General features: G+C 42.4%; 25 protein-coding genes. All 25 read right to left on the minus strand.

The features are described 5' to 3' along the window. Positions 1-2: 2 nt before the first annotated feature. On the minus strand, positions 3-1097 hold the full coding sequence (gene hisC, locus QM454_RS14115) for a histidinol-phosphate transaminase (protein ID WP_432359053.1): 1095 nt from the start codon (positions 1095-1097) through the stop codon (positions 3-5). Positions 1098-1123: 26 nt separating this feature from the next. After that, positions 1124-1489 carry a chorismate mutase gene (aroH, locus tag QM454_RS14120; protein WP_432359055.1) on the minus strand — a complete coding sequence of 122 codons (366 nt, stop codon included), beginning with the start codon at positions 1487-1489 and terminating at the stop codon, positions 1124-1126. Continuing rightward, on the minus strand, positions 1486-2592 hold the full coding sequence (gene aroB, locus QM454_RS14125; RefSeq protein WP_432359057.1) for a 3-dehydroquinate synthase: 1107 nt from the start codon (positions 2590-2592) through the stop codon (positions 1486-1488). The genes aroH and aroB overlap by 4 nt, the downstream gene beginning before the upstream one ends. A 1-nt stretch (position 2593) precedes the next feature. Then, the gene (aroC, locus tag QM454_RS14130) at positions 2594-3775 is read right to left on the minus strand and encodes a chorismate synthase (protein WP_432359059.1); all 1182 of its coding nucleotides are present in this window, start codon (positions 3773-3775) and stop codon (positions 2594-2596) included. 153 nt (positions 3776-3928) lie between these two features. After that, positions 3929-4699 (minus strand): CheR family methyltransferase, encoded by a 771-nt coding sequence (locus QM454_RS14135; RefSeq protein WP_432359061.1) that lies wholly within the window; start codon positions 4697-4699, stop codon positions 3929-3931. 631 nt (positions 4700-5330) lie between these two features. Further along, positions 5331-5777 (minus strand): nucleoside-diphosphate kinase, encoded by a 447-nt coding sequence (gene ndk, locus QM454_RS14140; protein ID WP_239429978.1) that lies wholly within the window; start codon positions 5775-5777, stop codon positions 5331-5333. Positions 5778-5865: 88 nt separating this feature from the next. After that, positions 5866-6840 carry a polyprenyl synthetase family protein gene (locus tag QM454_RS14145; protein ID WP_432359063.1) on the minus strand — a complete coding sequence of 325 codons (975 nt, stop codon included), beginning with the start codon at positions 6838-6840 and terminating at the stop codon, positions 5866-5868. Between the two features lie 25 nt (positions 6841-6865). Continuing rightward, a complete protein-coding gene (locus tag QM454_RS14150) occupies positions 6866-7561 on the minus strand; it encodes a demethylmenaquinone methyltransferase (RefSeq protein WP_432359065.1) in 696 nt (231 codons plus the stop codon). An 18-nt stretch (positions 7562-7579) separates the two neighbouring features. Then, positions 7580-8314 (minus strand): heptaprenyl diphosphate synthase component 1, encoded by a 735-nt coding sequence (locus QM454_RS14155; RefSeq protein WP_432359067.1) that lies wholly within the window; start codon positions 8312-8314, stop codon positions 7580-7582. 47 nt (positions 8315-8361) lie between these two features. Beyond that, positions 8362-8583 carry a trp RNA-binding attenuation protein MtrB gene (gene mtrB / locus QM454_RS14160; protein WP_432359069.1) on the minus strand — a complete coding sequence of 74 codons (222 nt, stop codon included), beginning with the start codon at positions 8581-8583 and terminating at the stop codon, positions 8362-8364. 83 nt (positions 8584-8666) lie between these two features. Then, positions 8667-9230 (minus strand): GTP cyclohydrolase I FolE, encoded by a 564-nt coding sequence (folE, locus tag QM454_RS14165; protein ID WP_432359071.1) that lies wholly within the window; start codon positions 9228-9230, stop codon positions 8667-8669. A 148-nt stretch (positions 9231-9378) separates the two neighbouring features. After that, positions 9379-9651 (minus strand): HU family DNA-binding protein, encoded by a 273-nt coding sequence (locus QM454_RS14170; protein ID WP_147059822.1) that lies wholly within the window; start codon positions 9649-9651, stop codon positions 9379-9381. Positions 9652-10007: 356 nt separating this feature from the next. Further along, positions 10008-11486: a stage IV sporulation protein A gene (spoIVA, locus tag QM454_RS14175; RefSeq protein WP_432359073.1), complete on the minus strand. Its 1479-nt coding sequence runs from the start codon at positions 11484-11486 to the stop codon at positions 10008-10010. 97 nt (positions 11487-11583) lie between these two features. Then, positions 11584-12297, minus strand: a complete 714-nt coding sequence (locus QM454_RS14180; RefSeq protein WP_432359075.1) for a hypothetical protein — start codon at positions 12295-12297, stop codon at positions 11584-11586. Further along, positions 12297-12503, minus strand: a complete 207-nt coding sequence (locus QM454_RS14185) for a DUF2768 domain-containing protein (RefSeq protein ID WP_432359077.1) — start codon at positions 12501-12503, stop codon at positions 12297-12299. Before QM454_RS14185 ends, QM454_RS14180 begins: the two co-directional genes overlap by 1 nt. Before the next feature lie 32 nt (positions 12504-12535). Then, positions 12536-13555: an NAD(P)H-dependent glycerol-3-phosphate dehydrogenase gene (locus tag QM454_RS14190; protein ID WP_432359079.1), complete on the minus strand. Its 1020-nt coding sequence runs from the start codon at positions 13553-13555 to the stop codon at positions 12536-12538. A 14-nt stretch (positions 13556-13569) separates the two neighbouring features. Next, a complete protein-coding gene (gene der, locus QM454_RS14195; protein ID WP_432359080.1) occupies positions 13570-14880 on the minus strand; it encodes a ribosome biogenesis GTPase Der in 1311 nt (436 codons plus the stop codon). Between the two features lie 246 nt (positions 14881-15126). Further along, the gene (rpsA, locus tag QM454_RS14200) at positions 15127-16266 is read right to left on the minus strand and encodes a 30S ribosomal protein S1 (RefSeq protein WP_432359082.1); all 1140 of its coding nucleotides are present in this window, start codon (positions 16264-16266) and stop codon (positions 15127-15129) included. Positions 16267-16346: 80 nt separating this feature from the next. Further along, complete coding sequence (locus tag QM454_RS14205; protein WP_432359084.1) at positions 16347-16928, minus strand: lysophospholipid acyltransferase family protein; 582 nt, start codon at positions 16926-16928, stop codon at positions 16347-16349. Beyond that, positions 16925-17602 (minus strand): (d)CMP kinase, encoded by a 678-nt coding sequence (gene cmk / locus QM454_RS14210; protein WP_432359086.1) that lies wholly within the window; start codon positions 17600-17602, stop codon positions 16925-16927. Before cmk ends, QM454_RS14205 begins: the two co-directional genes overlap by 4 nt. Positions 17603-17859: 257 nt before the next feature. Continuing rightward, entirely contained in the window at positions 17860-18498 is a 639-nt protein-coding gene (locus QM454_RS14215; RefSeq protein ID WP_432359087.1) for a flagellar brake protein, read from the minus strand. A gap of 99 nt (positions 18499-18597) precedes the next feature. After that, entirely contained in the window at positions 18598-19884 is a 1287-nt protein-coding gene (locus QM454_RS14220; RefSeq protein WP_432359089.1) for a PepSY1/2 domain-containing protein, read from the minus strand. Between the two features lie 58 nt (positions 19885-19942). After that, positions 19943-20704 (minus strand): spore cortex-lytic enzyme, encoded by a 762-nt coding sequence (gene sleB, locus QM454_RS14225; protein ID WP_432364027.1) that lies wholly within the window; start codon positions 20702-20704, stop codon positions 19943-19945. A gap of 156 nt (positions 20705-20860) precedes the next feature. Continuing rightward, complete coding sequence (gene prsW, locus QM454_RS14230) at positions 20861-21547, minus strand: glutamic-type intramembrane protease PrsW (RefSeq protein ID WP_432359091.1); 687 nt, start codon at positions 21545-21547, stop codon at positions 20861-20863. A gap of 41 nt (positions 21548-21588) precedes the next feature. Continuing rightward, positions 21589-22563, minus strand: coding sequence for a YpdA family putative bacillithiol disulfide reductase (locus QM454_RS14235; protein WP_432359093.1), 975 nt, complete (start codon positions 22561-22563; stop codon positions 21589-21591). Positions 22564-22601 lie beyond the last annotated feature (38 nt).

The following is a 22601-nucleotide window of genomic DNA, read 5'->3' on the forward strand; positions in this document are numbered from 1 at the left end:
TGTTATCTACCTTTTTCTTGTAATAAAAGAGTGAACGCCTCGAGCAACCCGGTATTCTGCTCTTCCGATCCGATTGTAATTCTGACAAACCCTGGCGTTCCGAGTGCATTTCCGCTTCTGACGATGTAGCCGTGCTGTAAGAGGAACTCCGAAGCTTCATCTGCATCCGTCGGCACTTCCATCAACACAAAGTTCGTTTCAGAATCAAACATATGGAGTCCTGTTTCAAAAGCGAATGACTTGTAACGTTCTCTTTGTATTTCATTTAATTTACGGCACTTTTCGATGAATCCATCGTCATCCAACGCCTCGCTTGCTACTGCTACAGCGAGCGTATTGTTATTGAATGGGTTCCGAACTTTATTTAACTCGGTAATAATTTTGGATGAGCCGACAGCATACCCTATCCTAAAGGATGCTAAGCCATATGCTTTTGAGAAAGTCCGCAATACGAGGATGTTAGGAAAACGGTCCAAAAGTGTTATTGAATCAACGTGCTCCGGGTCGGTCACGTATTCAAAATACGCCTCATCTAAAACGACAAGTATATTTTCTGGAACTTGTTCTAAGAAGCTTTCCAATTCATCACTTGGAATGAGACTTCCGGTTGGATTGTTCGGATTGCATACCCAGATGATTGAAGTCCGGTCATTTATTGCGCCAATAAAATCGTTCAAATCATGATATGTATCCTTTAAAGGGATTTCGGTAATATTCGCCCCTTCAATTTTCGCATTATGGGCGTATTGTGGAAACGACGGAGTCGGCATAATTGTATGAACGTTTTCATCAAGCAATGCGCGTGAAATGATTGAGATAATTTCATCGGATCCGTTTCCGAAGAGAATGGATGACTCCTCTACGTCATGCTTTCTAGCCAGTTTAGTGCGAAGGGTTGCACCATGGCCATCAGGATAAATTTCAAATGGTAGCGCTGCACTCATTAAAAATTCGGTAACAGTAGAAGAACAACCGTAAGGATTTTCATTTGAAGCCAATTTTGCGACATTGTCCAAACGATATGTCTTTTTAACCTCTTCAATCGATCTGCCTGGTTTATACGGTTTCATCGTAGATAGTACGTTTTTCCACTGCATATATATTCCTCCGGTCTGCATGTCTTTTAGTTTTGCAAATCTGGTCGTAGCTTCACTGCTTCATTTTGATAAATATGCTTTATATCCTTTTGGTGTGCACGAGAGTTGACGTGCATTAGAATGCGAATGCATAACGGCATTGAGCCCGGAACGTCCATTTCATGCGTACACATAACCGGTACGTATTTCCATCCATCGATTGTCCTGACCGCTTTAGCGGGAAAGGCCGATTCGATATCCCTAGTAGTGGAAACGATGACTGAAACGATATCTTCAGGAACTATTCCATTTTCTTTTGCCATTTCAATTACCAATGAGCTTGTTGCTTCAAGTACAACATCTGGTTGATCCGAAACAACGGTAGTTGCCCCCCTAATTCCCCGTACTGTCATGACCGCTCCTCCTTTTCTATTCTATTCTGCAATTCTAGAAAAACCTGTTCGCATTCCTTTGCTGTAACTTTTTTCACAAATGGTGTGCCTAGCTTTTCCAACATAACGAAATTCATCTCGCCAAATGAAGCTTTTTTATCTGTTTCCATAAATTTGAGGAATCTAGTAAATGAATGTTCTAATATCGGAGTAAATGTATATCCATTTTTTCGAGCGAACTGTATGACGCGGTTTGTAAAGGAAGATTCGATCTTCCCGTGACGTTCACTTAGAATGAAGCTAAAAGCCATACCAATCATAATGCACTCCCCATGGCTTAGCTTACCAAAACTATAAACGGCTTCTACAGAGTGGCCGAATGTATGGCCGAAGTTTAAGAACTTTCTTGTCGAGTGCTCAAATTCATCTTCCGCAACGATATTCGCCTTTACTTGAATTCCTTTTAAAAGCTCTGCACATAGCCATTCTTCTGTTGGATTTGAAAAGTTTTCTTCTGCTAGCAATAATTCAGCCCAACGTGCATCGGAAATAAACGCATGTTTAATTAATTCCGCCATGCCGGAACGAACTTCACGTGGAGGCAATGTCGATAAAAGCTTCGTATTCATAAGTACAGCTGATGGCTGATGGAATGAGCCGACCATATTTTTCCCTTCCGGAAGATTAATGGCAGTTTTTCCGCCTACTGCACTATCGTGGGCTAGAATCGTCGTAGGACACTGAACAAATCTAATCCCTCTCATATAAGTAGCAGCGACGAATCCTGTTAAATCACCACAAGCCCCTCCCCCGAACGCGATTAAAAGGGAGTTTCGAGTGAAATTCTCTTGTACTAAATAAGATTGGCATTCAAAGTAGACTTCCCCTGTTTTGCATTTTTCCCCTGGAGGAACGAGTTTGACTATAGGTACAACACCAGCTTTTCGTAACGCATCAATCAGAACAGGCAAGTGCAAGTGAGCAGCTTGTTCATCAGCGATAATGCCTACCCGATCGGCGCTTTGCAATAAGCTGTTATAGTCGGATAAAAACAAATCGTATACATGTTCACCGATATGTACATCATAGTGCGCATCAGGCAATTGAACGGTCAGTTTCCCCATATTAGAACTCCTTTACATATTGTCGGTACCGCTCGACTTCTTCTTTCAAGTTATCCATCGTATCTGAACGAAACTCCTCCATAATCGCCTTTGCGATTTCTGTTGCAATGACATGCTCCGCAACAACGGAAGCCGCCGGTACAGCACAAGGATCTGATCGCTCAATTGTCGCAACAAACGGCTCTTTCGTATCAATATCCACACTCTCAAGTGGCTTATACAACGTTGGGATTGGCTTCATAACACCTCGGATAACAATCGGCATACCTGTCGTCATGCCACCTTCTAGTCCACCGAGACGATTTGACTTACGGTAATAGCCTAGTTCTTCTGACCATGCAATCTCGTCATGGACCTCACTACCAGGTTTTTGAGCCATTTTAAAGCCTAATCCAAACTCAACTCCTTTAAATGCATTAATGCTCATCATCGCACTCGCAAGCTTTCCATCCATTTTACGATCGAACTGGACATAGCTACCGATTCCAGGAGGGCAACCTTCCACAATGACTTCAACGACTCCACCAAGTGTGTCTCCACGCCCTTTAATTTCATCGATGGCATTCACCATCCGGACAGACGCATCCTTGTCCGCACAGTAGACTGGATCAGCCTCAATAATGTTTCTTAGTTTATCTATCGTTAATTCAGCATAGGTGTCAGGATCTGTTGTAATTCCACCAATTTCCGTCACGTGTGCTACTGTAAAGATGTTTAATTGACGGAGGAACTGTTTTGCTACTGCGCCTATTGCCACACGCATTGTCGTTTCTCTTGCCGAAGATCTTTCTAGAACGTTTCGCAGATCGCGGTGTCCGTACTTCATACCACCGACAAGATCCGCATGGCCTGGTCTTGGTCTCGTTATTTGTCTTTTAATATCTTCGGGATTCACATCATCCGCTAACGGTTCGACTCCCATAATGCTCGTCCAATGCTTCCAATCATCATTGACAACCGTTAGTGTCACGGGAGACCCGAGCGTTTTCCCATGTCTTACTCCAGATGTGATAATTACTTGATCTTTTTCAATTTGCATTCGACGTCCGCGCCCATGTCCGCCTTGACGCCTTTTCAATTCATCGTTAATCATTTCTGCCGTTAACGGCATTTGTGCGGGCAATCCTTCTATAATGGCTGTCAATTGTGGTCCATGTGATTCGCCAGCTGTGAAAAACCTCATTTTATTTCCTCCTTTATCTCTTTTCTTAAGGATGGATTAAACATCCGTTTCATAGCACTTTATCAAACTAAAACAATTTTGACTATAGCTACTATCAAAAAAATCCGGAATATCTCCGGATTTCAAGGATAAATTCAACAAATATCCATTTACTCAAAGCTTTCTATAAAAGAAAGTCTCTACTGATTCAAACCCGTATTTCGACGGGTTGAAAATTTGTTCGGTGCTACCAACGAAAAGAATCCCGCCTTGGTTGAGCGCTTTTGAAAAATCGGAGTAGATTTGGTCTTTCGCCTCTTCCGTGAAATAGATCATCACGTTCCGGCACACGATTAAATCAAAACCTGAACCGTACGGATCGCCTAATAAATTTTGTTGTTTAAACTGGACTGTCTTTTTGATTTCATCTTTCACTTGGTAATGTTGACCTTCATTGACAAAGTACTTGTCTAAAATATTTTTCGGAACTTCTTTCAATGACCTTTCCGGATAAAGCCCGACCTTGGCACGCTCCAATACACCTGCGTCAAGATCCGTCGCTAAGATCGATATATCCCTCAGCGGTACGTGGGAGGAGAGGACCATAGCAATGGAGTAAGGTTCTTCCCCAGTCGAACAGGCGGCACTCCAAATCTTTAGCTTTTTGTTTTTCTCCAGTAGCATAGGGAATATTTTCTTCTCAAGAACTTCCCATCGTTGTGCGTTCCGGTAAAATTCCGAAACATTGATTGTCATCCTGTCAAGAAATTCGTGTAGGAGGTCGCTGTCGTTATGTATAGCTGTATAATAGTCTAAAAAATTTCGGAATCCCCTTTTTTCATAAAGGGATGTGAGCCTTCTTTTCATTTGGGCTTCCTTGTATAACGATAAGTCGATTCCAGTCTTTTTCTTTATTTTTGATATGAAATCGATGTAGTCAGACATGAACAGTCCCCCTTGTAATCTTTTCACTTATTATACCGGAAAGAAGCCGCTAAATGTGAAATTTCCAAATGTGTCTTCATTTAGACATAGATACTTAGATCCTGAAGACAGGATTTCCGCTACAGGCGGACGCTTTCCAATCGAACAGCGAAGGGTTCGATTTGCCGTATTTCTGCGACTTTTGCAGAAATTAAGGCAGTCTCATTCTGCTCGCAACGCTGCGCTTGTGCTCGCAAACGCCGTTCTTCGTAACGGCGTTCGCTAATCCCCCCGGAGTCGCCGTCTTTCGCTTCAATCCTTCAATTAGAAATTAAAATAAAAAATATTATTAAAATAATATCCAAGATAATATAGCGAGTATCCTTCCAAGACTACTCAGGTAATCTTTTGTCTTTTACTTACTATTTAAGTAGCTGTAGTTGCTTGGAGTGCAAGCGCGAGACTCCTGCGGGAAAAGCGTTAGCCGAAGACCCCGCAGGAGCGAAGCGACGAGGAGGCTAAGGCAACGCCCGCGGAAAGCGAGTGCTGGAACGGAAAGCAACTACCTAAGTTATAGGCTATATCTGATTGTGTTTTACTTTAAACAAAAACAGCCTCGCGTTTGATTGCGAGGCTGCTTGAGAGATGCTGATTAGTTAATCCAGCTTACGATTGATTTGTCATAGCTGACAAGCTCTTCTTCTTTGAAGAACAAATTGATTTCACGAACTGCAGATTCAGGTGAGTCTGAACCGTGGATGATGTTTTTACCAACAGTCACTGCGAAATCGCCACGGATTGTTCCAGGAGCAGATTCTTTTGGATTTGTCGCACCCATCATCAAGCGTGCTGTCGAAATAACGTTTTCACCTTCCCAAACCATTGCGAAAACTGGTCCAGAAGTAATGAAGTCTACAAGCTCCCCAAAGAATGGGCGCTCCTTATGTTCGCCGTAATGTTGCTCAGCTAGCTCTTGGCTAATTTGCATCAATTTACCGCCAACTAATGTGAAACCTTTGCTTTCGAAACGGCTAACAATTTCACCGATCAAATTACGTTGAACACCATCAGGTTTAACCATTAAAAATGTTTTTTCCATTTATAAACACTCCTTCACGTATGTATGGAATTTTATCCTTACTGATCGTACCACTCGGATCACAATCTTTCAACTGACAACCCAATGCTCAGAACTTTCTTTTTCCGAGGAAGTCCGCAATTTGCAGAAACGCCTCTTTCGCGTCGTTTTCCGGTAAGGACTCCACTTCCGCAATTGCTTTTCTTAAGTACATATCGCTAACTTGTTGCGATTTTTCGATTGCACCGGATTGACGTATGTAAGTGAGCATCTTACTTCGTTCATCTTCAGTTAGTGTACCGTCAAATGAGCGATTCAAGAATGGTTGAAATTCGGGTTCATCTTTTATGTATAGTGTCGGCAATGTTAAATGACCATTCAACAAGTCGCTACCAGCTGGCTTGCCAAGCTTTTCATCTGTCGAAGTAATATCGAGAATGTCATCTACGATTTGGAACGCCATTCCTGCAAAATAGCCGAATCTTTTTAGCTTGCTAACGACGTCAGGACTCGCGTTGGAAACGAGAGCGCCCAATTCACAGCTGGATGAAAGTAATAATGCCGTTTTCCTCTTAATGCGTCGCAAATAATCCCGAAATGTTTGATCCGTTTTTTGTTGGTACTCAAACTGGATAATTTCACCTTTACAAATTTCGAGCATCGTTTCTGCAAGCAATTCGTGAACAGCCGGAATTTCGATTTCTCCGATAGATACGAGTGCACGCGAAAAAATATAGTCGCCGGTGTACATCGCTATCCGGTTATTCCATCTAGCCTTCACCGTTTCAAACCCTCTGCGGAAATCAGAATTATCGATGACATCATCGTGAACAAGGGATGCCATGTGGATTAATTCTAAAGATACTGCCACTTTCGCCACATTTTCTATGGAATATTCACCGAATTTGGACGAAAGGATAACAAATATGGGACGTATCCTTTTTCCGCCTGCCCTAAGTAACAGAAGAGAGGCTTGCCGAATGACCGGGGAAGAGGAGTCGACAGATCGCTCAAGTTCCTTTTCGATAAATGATAGATCCTTTCGGAAATTTGCGTAAAGCGACATTAACTTCAATTTCTCCAAGACGATTACCTTCCCCTACATGCAATTATTTGAATGCGATATGCCCTGCTGCAGCCCCACCGCTATATTTCTTATAGGACACTTCCCGGAAGCCGGCATCTACGAACATCTGGGCAAGCTCTTTCGTTCCAGGGAAATCGTCCGCTGATTGTTGAAGCCAAGAATACTCTTCATAGCTTTTTGCGAAAAGCTTTCCAAATAACGGCATAATGAATTTGAAATAAAATCGAAACAATTGGCGATATACCGGAATTTCGGATTGTGAAGTCTCTAAGCAAGCAGCCATTCCGCCTGGCTTGAGTACACGGTTCATCTCTTTCAGAACTTGTCCATAATCAGGTACATTTCGTAGTCCAAAGCCAATTGTTACATAATCAAAACTATTATCAGGGAAAGGTAATTTCATTGCATTTCCCTGAATTAAATTAACCATATGATAGTTGGCGACTTTAGGTCTTCCAGATGCAAGCATACTTTCACTGAAATCAAGTCCTGTCACATTCCCATCCGGTCCGACTGCCTCAGCCAATGCAATCGTCCAATCTGCAGTGCCACAGCAAACGTCTAATGCACGGGATCCTTTTTTGACATTCATCCGGTTCATCATATCAGTTCGCCATTTTTTATGTTGGTTGAAACTAATAACGGAATTCATCTTATCATAATCATCAGCGATTTTCTCAAAGACGTGATGGACTTTCTCTTCTTTGGACGTCCCCATAAGTCTTCCCTTCTTTCTCTAAATAGGCTTGCCTAATAGCGGCGTCGCAAATCTATTGATTTCCTGTTTTAAAAACGGGTTTAAGAACCCCGCTTCCGAAAGCTGTTTTTGCAACCTCGAAGACAGTATAGAAATCGCGTCTTCAACGTCGGCCTCTTTGATTTTATTTGCTGGCCAAACTTGCTCAATGGCTGGGTCTTTCGTCAACTTTTTGAAAAACCAAATTAATCCTAATGCTGTTTCAGTAATCTTCGAATATCTTGAAAAGCCATATCTTCGTTGAAATACAACGATACAACCCGATTCTATGCATGTCATCGAGTCGATGAGCATATCGGCTCCTTCAGATTCTTCCATTAGCAAATTCGTTTTCGTCTCGTTAATTTGTCCAATCATTTCTGACATGGATGTAATGAGCTTGAAATCCGGAAGCGATGACAACAGCCTGTAGTGTATACCGCTGAAATGATCACCCGAGAGAACCATGAGTTGTTGCTCCTTTGAAGTGGCGTCCACTATATGTACTCTGTCATGCATGTCAAAGGCAGCATGAACTGCGCCCACTGCAATGGCAGAAACATTTTGCTCAGAGGTCCACTCCTCTTCATTCAACAACGGTAATAGCAAGAAGAATGCCTTCGCTTCGTCAAGTGACATCTTGCCAAGATCCCTCTCCAAAATGGGTTCCTGTATGGATCGCTTGACCTCGCACATATAATTTCGAATATATAGATTGATAGTTTGTCTGTCCATCTTCGGTTCTCCATTCAAAGACCATCTGTGAGCAGGGTCCCCTATGTCTATTCTTTCCCTTCGCTGTAGACAATACCATGCGCCGAATGAATTTCGGCTTTGCCACGGATTTTCATGGCTGACGTATGATCAGTAAATTGGGCAATCATCACTTCCCCGCGATCCAACTTTTCGGTGTGATGAAATCTTGTATCATTTCCCCTCGTCAGCCCGATGACATTCACTCCGTCTTCTTGTGCTTTAATCACGATAAAATCAGGTTGTGGCATGTTTTCATCTCCTGTCGTCCATATATATCCCATCATATCATAGAAACGATTCACAAAGGCATCAGATTACTCCAAAAGAGAAATCACTTCAAAAGAGCCAGAATTTCTGCTCTTTTTACATCATCGTGCTCGTAAACTCCTCTTGCGACTGTTGTAACTGTTTTTGCGCCTGGTTTTTTAATCCCTCTCATCGTCATGCACATATGTTCCGCTTCGATAATGACATAGACGCCGATTGGATTGAGCATGTCCATCATTGAATTTGCAACGGTTGATGTAATCCTTTCCTGCAACTGAGGCCTTTTAGCAGTCGTTTCAACAGCTCTCGCCAATTTGCTAAGCCCAGCAACAACACCGTCACGAGGTATGTATGCGATATGTGCATGTCCGTAGAATGGAACAAGGTGGTGCTCGCACATCGAATGAAACGGAATATCTTTCACGAGGACCACTTCATCGTGGTTCTCATGGAATACTGTTTCAAAATATTGTTTTGGATCTTTATGTAGTCCTTCAAAAACTTCTGCGTACATTTTAGCTACCCGTTTTGGGGTGTCGAGCAATCCTTCTCGCTCCGTATCTTCCCCTATCGCTTCCAGGATCATTGAAACGGCTTTTTCTATTTTACCGAGATCCACTTCTGTCATTGAGACTTCCTCCTCATTACAATCAAATGCTATTCCTTCAAAAATAGTAGCATACTCGCTCAATTACGTACAATGATTGTAGAAAAGGAGCCCGTCCACATATATGTCACAGAGACATTGTGGAAGGGCTCCTATGTAAACTTAAAGATTACTTAACAGCATCTTTAAGCGCTTTACCTGCTTTAAATGCAGGAACTTTGCTTGCTGCGATTTCGATTTCTTCTCCGGATTGTGGGTTGCGCCCTTTACGAGCAGCACGTTCACGTACTTCGAAGTTACCGAATCCGATCAGTTGCACTTTATCACCTTTTGCAAGTGTCGATTGGATTGTATCGAATACAGCTTCAACCGCTTTAGTAGCATCTTTTTTCGTCAGACCTGCCGCTTCGGCAACTGAGTTAATCAATTCTGTTTTGTTCACACCATTCACCTCCTCTCAAAGAAAGTCTTTTCTATGTCTAGCTCCGGGCGCCAGAGGCTCGGGTCATAAGTCAAAGCTGCTCTGTGGCAAAAACCGCCACTACGCATCTTCGCCTTATGCCTGTCGCCTCTAGGCAGGCGCCCTCCGCTTTTCTTAACTGTAAGTAGAGTAACATACTAAAAACCGCGGTGCAACAATATTATCAACGTTTTCAAGGCTTTTTCGGTTAATTTCAGGAAAAAAAATAAAAGATCCGTCAAAAACGGATCTTTTTCAGTAAAAACGGCATATCACTTGACATGTAAGGCTTTACTCGCTTTTCAGCAGGTAAGTATGCCTTACTAAAAACGTAGTACTTATACGATGAACGTAATCATCCCTTTATTTCCGTCATTGACCATTTGCTCGATTGTTTCTCTAAGTCGTTTTCTCGCATTAGGCGGGACGGAAGACGTTTTAAACCGGATGCTTTCTTTCATTACTTCATGCAATGGTGTGCCGAAGAGCTGCGTCTGCCATAGAGCGTCCCGATCGTGTAAATAAGCGTTTTTCAATTCCTTCAGCAAGTGGTGGCTATGGAATTCTGATCCGATTAACGGTGAAAACTCCGCGTCCATGTCGATACGGATAATATGAAGGGATGGGGCCGCCGCCTTCATACGAACGCCATAGAAGTTATTCTCCTTAATAAGTTCCGGAGGTGATGGCTGAAAATCCTCAATTGTAGGCAATGCAACTCCATAACCGCTCTTTTTGGCGGTTTCGATTGCTTCTGCGTACATATCGTATGATTTTTTCGCTTTGACAGCGTCTTTAACAAAGAGAAGCCAATCTTTCTTTGTTTTCATTTCCTGTTGCATAATACTCTCGCAAACTTCTCGGAATGCTTGTTCATCCATTTCGATATTCACTGTTGCTTTTCCTTTTCCTGCATCTACATCGACAACTTCTGCATGTCTGACATATTTCTCATCTTTTAGACGCTCAGCAAGCTCTTGTACTTTTCGGATTTTCGATGCTACGAGGAACCCTTCATTGATGACATTGTCGATTGCTGCATTTAGTTCATGATCAGCCCCTAGCACATCCATCCAATCCGGCTTTTGCACTTCGATATCCGTAATCGGGAATTCGTATAAAGCTTCTTTCAAAATTAGCTGGATTTCTTGAGCATTCAATTGATCGGCACTAATTGCGATGACGGGAACGCCATGCTTTTCATGAAGTTGATCTTTTAGAGCAACTGTCTTTTCGTGAGCAGGCATTTTAGAATTCAACACAATGACAAATGGCTTACCAATTTCTTTCAATTTGGTGACAATTTCCTCTTCAGCTACCTCTGCAGCCGCTCTCGGAATATTGTTCACTGTCCCATCGGTCGTTACTAGAATACCGATTGTCGAATGGTCACGTATTACTTTGTCCGTACCAATGCGTGCCGCTTCCTCGAACGGGATCGGTTCATTATGCCAAGGAGTATGGACATATTTAGGACCATCCTCATCCTCATATCCTTTTACTCCATCAATTACATAACCGACGCAGTCCGCAAGCCTTACTTGGAAGGATAATTCCCCCTCCCCGATAGACACCTGAGTGCCTTGTGCAGGAACGAATTTAGGCTCAGACGTCATAATGATTGGTCCTGGTGAACTTTGAGGCAATTCATCCTGTGCCCTTGCCCTGTCACCTGCATCCGTCATATTCGGTATGACGACCTCTTCCATCACCCTTTTGACGAAAGTAGATTTACCTACACGAACAGGGCCGACCACACCTATATAAATATCCCCGTCCGTTCTCCTCGCTAGATTTTCGTATAACTCCTCTTTCATACTTAGCCCTCCTTTTTTCGCGCATATTAGTTTATGTAAACGAAAAACGTTTCATGCTAAAAATGCATGAAACGTTTTGATTTCCGTATGATGTTAATTACTTCTTCATGAAAATAGGTTCGTTTTTTTCATTCACCGTATAAGGCAAAGAATAAGCAGGCAATATTGGATAGGAATCAGACAGTAGATAACGGATGTCTTCTCCTTCCTTAACGTCAGGGTTCTGCTCTCGTAGAATCCTGTTCAAATCAATGGAATAATCAACATAAAAATGTCCATCCCCTCCGACGACAATCGGTAGCAATGCATCTGAATATGGACTTTCGACTTTCAGAGGTTCCTTGAATCCCATCGCTGCAAAGTCTATTTCATATACATTTTCTCCGACAGCATCTTTGAATGGGAGTCTCCCATTTATATGCCTCCGAAGATTCAATTCACGAATGCGCTCGGCAGTCCTTAAGTCTACTAGTTTGACAGTTGGATTTTCCTCAACATCAATTAGTACGTATTGGTAAATCCCTCCTTTTTCATAGGCGTTAGAAGGGATTTTCTCAGTGTATGCCGGCACTATTTTGGAAAATTCAATTGGATACTTTATGTACAAATCAGTTTCCTGATCTCTCGTCTTTATAGGAAGAAGTCCTCCGTTCGCTTCTTCATATGCATTGACAGCCTTTTGAATTAGTTCAATTTGATCTTCGTATGGATTTTCTTGCATTACTCTTTCATCGCCAGGATACATGCATCCTGCTAGAAGAAGGATAATGGAAACAATAGAAATAAGCAAAGCGAATCTTCTCATCTTCATTACCTCGCTCCCCCTGTCGGCCCGCTAAACACAAGATAAACCATCGCAATAGTTGAAAATATAAACAAAGAATACGCGATAAGAGCAAATAAGAACTTTAGTAATCTATTTGATAGCTTATGTCTGCTCAAATAGATGAGTCCCATGGAAATAGCCATGAAACCCATTGCATAAAACGACAGCCACATTTTATCTAATGAGGACAATTAAATCATCCTTTCATGTCATACGAAATAACTTATTTGAAAAATATATCTTCGATTTCCTGTTTTTTCATTCTATTCATTAGCTGATCGACAGCTTCCTTCGGCGGTACATTATCGAAGAGTACAGAATGTAGCGCCTCTGTTAATGGCATTGACACTTCATACTGCAAGGAAAGTTGATGAGCAGCTTTTGTTGTTCGCACGCCTTCAATGACCATACCCATACCAGAGATGACCTCATCTAACGACTTCCCTTGGCCTAATAAATTGCCAGCCTTCCAATTCCGTGAATGGACACTCGTGCAAGTTACAATTAAGTCCCCAAGACCTGTTAAGCCCGCAAACGTTAGAGGTTTCGCACCCATCTTCATGCCAAGTCTTGTAATTTCAGCTAAACCACGCGTGATGAGCGCAGCTTTGGCGTTATCGCCATAACCAATTCCATCGGTAATTCCGGCAGCGAGGGCGATTACATTTTTCAATGCAGCTCCCAATTCGACCCCGACAAGATCATCATTCGTATAGACTCGGAAGTAGTGATTCATGAAAAGGTCCTGGACATGCTCTGCAGCCTCTTGATCGAGGGATGCAGCTGTTATTGTCGTCGGATGGCGCAACACGACCTCTTCAGCGTGGCTAGGACCTGACAAGGCGACAATCGCTTTTCGGTTGTCAGTTGATACTTCTTCCTCTATCACTTCGGAAATACGTTTCAACGTATCCGGCTCGATCCCTTTTGAAACATGAACGATTAACTTCGAATTCGTTGCAAGCTTATTGATTTCCGCGCAAAGGGGTCGGATTGCTTTCGTCGGTACTGCAACAACAATCGTGTCGGCATGTTGTACAGCTGCTTCCAAGTCAGAAGTCGCTTTAAGATTGGCAGGCAATGCAATGCCCGGCAAGTACGAATTGTTCGTTTGACTTTCATTTATTTCAGCGGATTGCTCCGTCCTTCTCGTCCATAGCAGGCAGTCATGGCCATTTTCTGCAAGGACGAATGCGATAGCAGTGCCCCAGCTTCCTGCTCCGATCACTGATACTTTTTCCAATATATTCACCTCGTTCAGCTTCTTGCGCGCGTAATTAGTCGGATTGGCGTTCCTTCGAATCCGAAAGATTCCCTTAGACGATTTTGCAGAAATCTTTCATACGAAAAGTGCATTAATTCCGGTTCGTTGACAAAAACAACGAAAACAGGGGGCTTGACCGCCACTTGAGTTGCATAATAGATGCGAAGTCTTCTTCCCTTATCCGAAGGAGCAGGATTTCGTGCAACAGCGTCCTCAATTACTTCATTCAAGACACTCGATTGAATACGCATTGCATGATTCTCACTAATCATCTTAATTTGGTCGAATAATGTTGTGACACGCTGTTTCGTTTTTGCTGAAACATACGCAACTGGCGCATAATCTAAGAAGAGGAAGTTTTTTCGGATGTCTTCGGTAAAACGATTCATCGTTTTGTCGTCTTTCTCAACAGCATCCCATTTATTCACGACAAACATAATGCCTTTTCCAGCTTCTTCGGCATATCCTGCAATTCGCTTATCCTGCTCGCGAATTCCTTCCTCGCCATTAATGACAATTAACACGACATCCGATCGATCAATTGCTTTTAGCGCACGTAGAACACTGTACTTCTCCATGTTTTCATACACTTTACCTTTTTTACGCATGCCGGCTGTATCGATAATTTTATACTTCTGCCCTTCGAACTCATAAGAAGTATCGATAGCATCTGTCGTCGTTCCAGCAACGTCACTAACGATGACCCGTTCTTCTCCAAGCAGAGCATTTACGAGGGATGATTTCCCTACGTTCGGTCTACCGATTAATGAGAACCGAATGACATCTTCCTCTTCAACTTCTTCACCGGCTTCCGGGAAACTTGCCGCAACTGCATCGAGTAAGTCACCAAGTCCAATTCCGTGTGATCCGGAAATTGGGTACGGATCTCCAAATCCAAGTGAATAGAAATCATAGATCATATCGCGCATATCTGGATTATCAATTTTGTTAACCGCTAAAACTACAGGTTTCTTCGTTTTGTAAAGAATCTTCGCTACATGCTCGTCCGCGTCGGTAACACCTTCTCGACCGTTTGTCAAAAAGATAATGACATCAGCTTCTTCAATTGCAATTTCTGCTTGTAATCTGATTTGTTCTAGAAACGGCGTATCACCGATATCAATACCGCCTGTATCAATTAAATTAAAATCATGTGACAGCCAGTCTGCCGAACTGTATATACGGTCCCTCGTTACGCCAGCTACGTCCTCGACGATTGAAATACGTTCTCCAACAATACGGTTGAAGATTGTCGACTTTCCTACGTTCGGCCTTCCAACGATTGCTACGGTTGGTTTACTCATTATTTAACACCCTTCCAATATATCTCCTTGTGTATTATACAGAACAAAAGCGCAGTGCGCCAGCCTAGTCCCGACAAGCGCTGGAAGACCTGCCGGAAAGGCGTTCTTTGCCTTTTCGACAGGTCTGAAGCGACTCGAGGGACTGGCGCACGGAGACTAGACGAACAAAAAAGATGATGATGCCTATGTAAGCACCATCACCCATACAATTGAGATTCATACGCTTGTTCGATAATTTGACAAATATTACTCAGTGAATTTTTTTAACTGATCTCCGATGACATCACTTAAGGAGAAGCCCGTTTCTTCTTTCATTTCATAATCGCCGTATGATTCGACTTCTTCCTTTTCAAGAAGGTCTTTAATGCTAAGGGAAAGGCGTTTCTCCTCCGCATTTACGTCGACAACTTTTACTTCGACTTTTTGTCCTTCCTCAAGCACTTCATGAGGTGTTCCAATATGCTGGTGAGAGATGCGTGAAATATGGACGAGACCTTCCACCCCTGGGAACACTTCAACGAATGCACCGTAAGAGACGAGACGCTTTACAGTGCCTTCAAGTACAGACCCTTTCGGCGCTCTTTCCTCAATGTTTTCCCACGGTCCAGGTAAAGTTTCTTTAATCGATAACGAAATTCGTTCCGAATCACGGTCAACTGAAAGAACTTTTACTTTCACTTTTTCGCCTTCTTTTAAGACGTCGGACACTTTTTCAACATGTTCATGAGATAGTTGTGAAATATGGACTAAACCATCTACTCCACCAATGTCGACGAAAGCTCCGAACGAAGCAATACGTTGAACGGTCCCCTCAAGAACTTGCCCTTCTGTTAGCTGCTCAAGAACTTCTTCTTTCTTGTTCGCTTTTTCTTCTTGAATAACGGCACGATGAGAAAGGATAAGACGATTTTTCTCCTTGTCCATTTCTACGATTTTAAACTCCATCGTACGGCCTTTATAATCTTCAAATGATTCAACGAAATGGTCTTCAACGAGTGAAGCAGGGATAAAACCGCGAACGCCAAGATCGACGACGAGTCCACCTTTCACGACATCCTTCACTTCTGTTTCAATCGTTTCCTTGTTTGTAAATTTCTCCTCGAGAGAATCCCATGCATTCTCTGCATCGACTTTTCTCTTAGAAAGAACATAATTCTCATCTTCCACTTTCGTGATGATCAATTCTAGCTCATCACCGATTTGTACTGCATCTGATGCTTTTTCGATGTGGAGACTTGAAAGTTCACTAATCGGGATAACACCATCAAAAGGCGCTCCAGCGATTTCGACCAATACGGATTTGTCTTCAATTTTCGTCACTTTTCCAGTGACACGGTCACCTTCTTTATGTCCGTTCATTTCATCCAAATTCATTTCTTCAGTCATATGTAGTCCTCCTCCATAATGAATCCTATCTCTATATTATTCGAATCAATGCATAAAAACAAAAAATTACCCTTATAAATTTAACGATGTTGTTCCAAAAGGGTGCGTATTTCATTCATAATTACTTCCGTCACTTCTTCAGCAGACGCTTTTCTCTCCCGGTAAGGAGCCATCTTAATCGGCTTGCCGTAAATGACTTTCAATGGACGAAATGGCTTGTACGGACCGATGATAGCGCATGGCATTACATCCGCATCCCCTTTTAACGCAAAGAAGCCCGCTCCCGCAAGCCCTTTTCCGAGTTCACCGGTTTTGCTTCTTGTCCCTTCTGGAAACATGCCGACAACTTCACCGCTGCGCAATAATTTCAAGACAGTCCGGAAAGCTTCACGGTCGCTCATTCCACGCTTCACAGGAAACGCATTTACTTTTGGAAGTATAGTTTTCAAAATTGGAACGTTGAAAAGTTCTTCTTTCGCCATGAAATGGACGGTACGCGGACAAGTAATTCCGACGACAGGCGGATCGAAATTATCAATATGATTCGCGCAAAGGAGTACCCCGCCATCCTCCGGAAAGTTTTCTTTCCCTATGATTTTGATCCTGTAAAGAGGATTAAATATCGTACTGACGAGAAATTTCCCGAAAGGATATAAATTCATCGCTCTAACCTCACTTCCGCGAGTTCGATCACTTTATCGACAACTTCATCAATTGTCATTGAAGTCGTATCGACAAGAATCGCATCATCCGCTTTCTTTAGCGGGGATACTTCACGCTCACTGTCTGCACGGTCACGTTTTTCGATATCCTCTTTTAGACGCTCAAGCGGCGTATAGATGCCACGCTTTTCATTTTCCTGAAAACGTCTTTCCGCCCTCTCCTCGACAGAAGCGGTCATAAATATTTTCAAGTCAGCGTCTGGAAGTACTGCTGTGCCGATATCACGCCCGTCCATGACGACTCCAGATTCATTCGCGAGTTCCCGCTGTTTATCTACCATCAATTTTCGGACAGTCGTATGTGCGGCCACTTTGGAGACGGCAGCAGTTACTTCTTCGGATCTAATTTCGTTCGAACAATCGACTCCGTCAATCCAAACAGCTTGGCTCCCATTATTGGGGACGAGTAAAATTTCCGTGCCTTCCAATAAGTCTGACAAGTCGTGATCACTATCCATATTTATGCCTGACTTAATTGCTTTATGCGTCAATGCCCGATACATCGCACCCGTATCAATATATGTGTAGCGTAATTTCTGTGCGATCCTTTTTGCAATTGTACTTTTGCCTGCAGCAGCAGGGCCATCAATTGCAATACTAATCCCTTTTAACATATCATCTACCCCCGAATTCAATTCGAAAACATTGTATCACAATCTAGCTTCAGGTGGCAGGTGCTCGGGTCATAAGTCTAAGTTGATTTGAAAGCCGTCACGAAGAACGGCTTTTGCGAGTAAAAGCGAAGTGTTACGAGCATGTTACGCCACTACGCATCTTCGCCTTATGCCTGTCGCACCTGAACGCCACCTTCCGCTTTTTAATAAAAAAGGGAAAAGCCCTGAACAAGCAGGTCTTCCCCCTACGTAATACATCACTTTGTATTCCTTTCCTGCAATTGCCTTTCAAAGCAGAAGCGGATAATGTTTTGTCTATCCGAAACATCGATATTGGAAAACTGCATAGAGGCGATTCGCCGCCCATCTTTTTCCCAAATCCGTACCGGCTTCGCTTTTGTTCGAATGTATTTAATATCATCATTGGCAAATGGCAGTACAATTGTCAAATCTAAAACTTCCGACCCTTCAAACGGATCCTCTTGACCGATGTTAAGTGCAATGCCCCCCGCACTAATGTCTTCTGCAACAAACTGTTGGTATAGTCCACCAAAGTCTACTGCGACATCTATGGCAGTTTCCACGCGGACGAATTCACGCCGTTGAATTTTAATTAGCTGGTCATCGCCTGGGTAGGTCAATTTCAACATAGGAATTCCTCTGTTCACCCTGCCTGTCACTTCTGTACGGAATGCATAGGACATTTTATTCTCAACAAATGAAATTAGCAATTGTGTTCCGTCCATGAAGAACGCGGTTTTACCCGTGTCGATATGTGCCGGATAATCAATCATCACAAAGCCGTCTCCATAATCGACAACTTTACTTTTATATTTATCGCCTTTTTCAGAGAAATCTTTGTCAATCGTTAAAGTCGTTCCAATAGAAAGACGCATTGTAACACCACACCTACCTTTAAATAGATAGTTCTATTATGTCATGGGTAGGTATAAAATCCAACATTGATCTTTCAATACATTCGAACTACCGCTTCATTAATTCAGTTTTTCAGTTTTAATGACTTCAGATGTCTCGGTATCAACAATTACGTTGTACGTCCCGGTATGCCCATGTTCGTCGCGAGTCACCTTCAAATAGTGCGCCAATCTTTGTTCCAATCTCTCATTTTCAACATAAGCAAGTTCTTCCTCAACGACTTGCACATCTTTATGGAAGAATTCATTCCAATCCATCTTTTTAATTGATTGTCTATGGAGCTTTTCTTTTCGAATGTATTCCGCTGCGTTCAAACCAACAATATCCCCTGTATCTTTTGCTACTTTCAAGTGGATGACGTCAGAAAACACTTTCGCTCCATAGAACGGCTCTACTCTCACAAATACAAAATGCCAAGAAGTGTTATTCTCTCTCGATTCCTCATAAATGACGTCTTTGTATCCGGCGGCTTTCAGAAATTCTTCTGCATTCCGTTTAATATCATCAAAAGGAAGGACTTTCTTGCCAAATGGCCTTTCAGAAAGATAGGAAAGCACATGCCCACCTTTTTCAGTAATATCGATATAACCAATAGACTCCCTATCAGCGAATCGAATATGGAAAAACGGATACGGCGACCCTGGTTTACTCATCTCCACTCCAATTACATCATTAGAAACTTGGGGAAACAATATCCTGAAACGTTCAATAGCTTCCTCTTTTGTCACTTTAGCATCATCGATATCTTTCAGTTCCTTCTTTTTCATGGCGTCCGACTCACTTGCGGTGAGGGGAAAATCCGCTTCTGTGTATTGCTTAATGGCCGCGCCCATATTGGCCCAGTTAGATTGAGGACTTTCAGAACTTAGTCTTTTTAACCAATCATCCATAGAATACTGTCCGTCAATTAGTCCTGTTGTTGCCATTCTCCATTCATCTTGCATCGCGCCAAGATTTTTTGAAGCTTGTGACATCACATTGTAATACTCATCCGGCTCCGTTAATCGATCTGCTTCTTTTGCATAATTCCCTACTCTGCCAAGATAGTTCAACCAAGAAGTCGAAAAACTTGAGTCAATTGGTAGTGATGAGATTGAACTCCTAATATCAGATGTGAGTCTCCAAATATTATCCCTCGCCTTCTTTGAACCATCAGAATCATTGAATAGCAAAGTTTGTTTCACTGCCGAATCAAGTTCGTCAAGTTTTTCTGAAGCTTCCGCTATTTGTTCCGCATACTGATTGCTTAATAACAAAGCGAGCTTTTTGTTTTCAGTCGCTTTCGAAAATGCGAAAACGGAAACGACGACGAGCGCATAGGCAAGCACAAATATCATTTTTCTCATAGTTAGTGTTAATAGCCCTTCCTTAAAGAGCCATTTTCAATCCACCTTTCAAATGCTTTCAATGGCAAAAAATATGCAAGCCAATTTTCTTTATTTGCGGTCTCGACCAAATCCATTCACTAGTAGCGGTAATCGGATTGAAATAATAAATGGCGTTTTCTGAAGGATCCCATCCATTCAATGCGTCTAACACTGCTTCTTTAGCCCGTTCATTTGGAGTTAACCAAATTTGACCGTCAGCTACAGCGGTAAAAGCTCTCGGCTGGAAGATGACTCCTGAGACGGTATCTGGGAAGTCGGGATGTTCCACTCGGTTTAAAATAACAGCCGCCACTGCTACTTGGCCTTCATACGGCTCTCCCCTCGCTTCTCCATAGACAGCGTTAGCCATGAGCTTTAAATCTTGCTCAGAGTATTTGGAAGGCAAATGCACGTTTTCCTTCGAGCCTCCCCCGTTCTTCACTTGCGCTGAAAGTGGAGTACCTCCATAGTGGGTGAACTGATTTCCTTTCTTCAAGTTGTCCTTGACGAATTTTTCATCGTAAGAAGAAGCAGCTGTTAGTTTCTTTTTCGTTTGGGATCCTGCAATTCCATCTATCGGCAAACCGTACTTCTCTTGGAACGAACGGAGCGCCCAATAGGTCCCATACCCAAATTTTCCATCTATCTTCCCATTGTAGAAACCGATGTATTGAAGTCTTGCCTGTAATTCAATTACATCGTCTCCTGTCGCGCCTCTAGCAAGATCGCGAGCACTGAACGCATCGATTGTGACCGGAGAAGTTGCATATACCGATCCGAGCAACAATGCAATTGCCATTATACGTAGTAAAATTCTCTTCAATTTTATGCCCTCCTTTCTATCAGTTTGTCCAAACAAATTCGTTTTTATTAACCGAAAGGCATAAAAAAAGATCTGGCTTATCCGCCAGATCCGTACGTACATATGAGAGTTGTATAGTATAGTTATGGACATTCATTTCACTCCATTTATTTGGGCTTTGTTTCGAAATTGTTGCATTGCAAATGTATGTGCATTTTTCACACGTGATAATCCAAACCACCATAAATAGAGCATGAATGGAATAATTAAATAGAGTGATAAGTCGTTCACTCCTAAAATAGCATTGTAGATGAGATGGAGGATGAACGGCGCGAAGAATGCAAAAAACAGCATTCCTTTACGATTCGATATAGTCGTAAATTTCGCCTTTCCTAAGTAATACCCCATGACAACACCGAAAAGCGCATGACTTGATACAGGCAAAAGGGCTCTCAGGAATGCTGTGTCAAGTCCAAATGTAAACAAGTAAAGCACGTTTTCCACAGTTGCAAAACCGAGTGATACGCTTGCACCGTAAAGAATACCATCATAAGCATCTTCAAATTCAACGTGTTTGAATATCGCAATTACTAAAATGAACCATTTAAAGAACTCTTCAATCCAGCTTGTGAAAACCGCATTTCGAAAAAAATCATTTGGAATTATGTTCTCTTCTTCAAATACGTGCTGTATGAACATAATTGGAAAGGTCATCATCACTCCGAAAATGAATGTATGAAATAAAGTGCGAGACGGTTCTTTTGCAATTTGCTTTCGCAAATAGAAATAGCTGAACAGCGCCAATCCTGGTGCTATCGCTACAGTAAGCAATTTAATCAAATCCGCTCGCCTCCCCTCTCTATTATCCTATTATGCCACAATTATTCCTCAGAATTGTCATTCATTTGTATATGCTTTGCAATTAACTCTCCATGCCAACGTCCATTCTCTATGAAAATCTCATTTGAATTATTGCCTGCCGCAATGACCCCAGCAATATACAGCCCTTTCACATTGGACTCCATCGTCGCTTCATCAAAAAATGGACGTCCACTCTCTTCATCAATTTGAATCCCCATCGCTTTTATAAAACGATGGTCTGGATGATAACCGATCATCGCGAAAACTGCATCACTATCAATTTTCGTCTTCACGCCATCTTTTTCAAACGTAACGGTCGTAGGTGTTATTTCAACGACATGCGAATTAAAATGCATATCAATTTCACCACTACGGATCATACTATCAAAGCTTGGAAGAATCCAAGGCTTGACGCTAGGTGAGTATTCTCGACCCCGATAAATGACAGTTACAGATGCGCCAGCGCGTGCCAGTTCAATTGCAGCATCCACCGCGGAGTTCTTGCCACCGATAACGACAACTTTCCTTCCGAAATACGGATGAGCTTCTTTAAAGTAATGGGATACGTGCGGCAATGAATCTCCGGGAACTTCTAACGAGTTCGGATTATCATAGTAGCCTGTAGCGACAACGACATATTTCGCTTTATAACTTGCACGATCCGTTCGCAACGCAAAACCGCTATCTAATTTTTCCACTTTCTCAACCGTTTCAAAGCTATTAATAGAGAGCTCTTTTAATTTCGCAACTGTTCGATAATAGACAAGAGCGTCATTTCGCTTCGGCTTTTCCTTCGCTGTAATAAAAGGAATATCTCCGATTGATAACTTTATACTCGAACTGAAGAAGGTCTGATGTGTCGGATAACGGTAAATCGAGTTAACGATATTCCCCTTCTCTATGATCAATACATCCAAACCTATTTTCTTCAATTCAATGGCTGCGGAGAGTCCACATGGCCCTCCGCCAATTACAATTGCATCTTTCGTAATCAATTTCATCAGTCTCCTTACAATCGTACGCAACTCACTTT

The sequence above is a fragment of the Sporosarcina sp. UB5 genome (assembly GCF_050859005.1).
Classification (GTDB): Bacteria; Bacillota; Bacilli; order Bacillales_A; family Planococcaceae; genus Sporosarcina.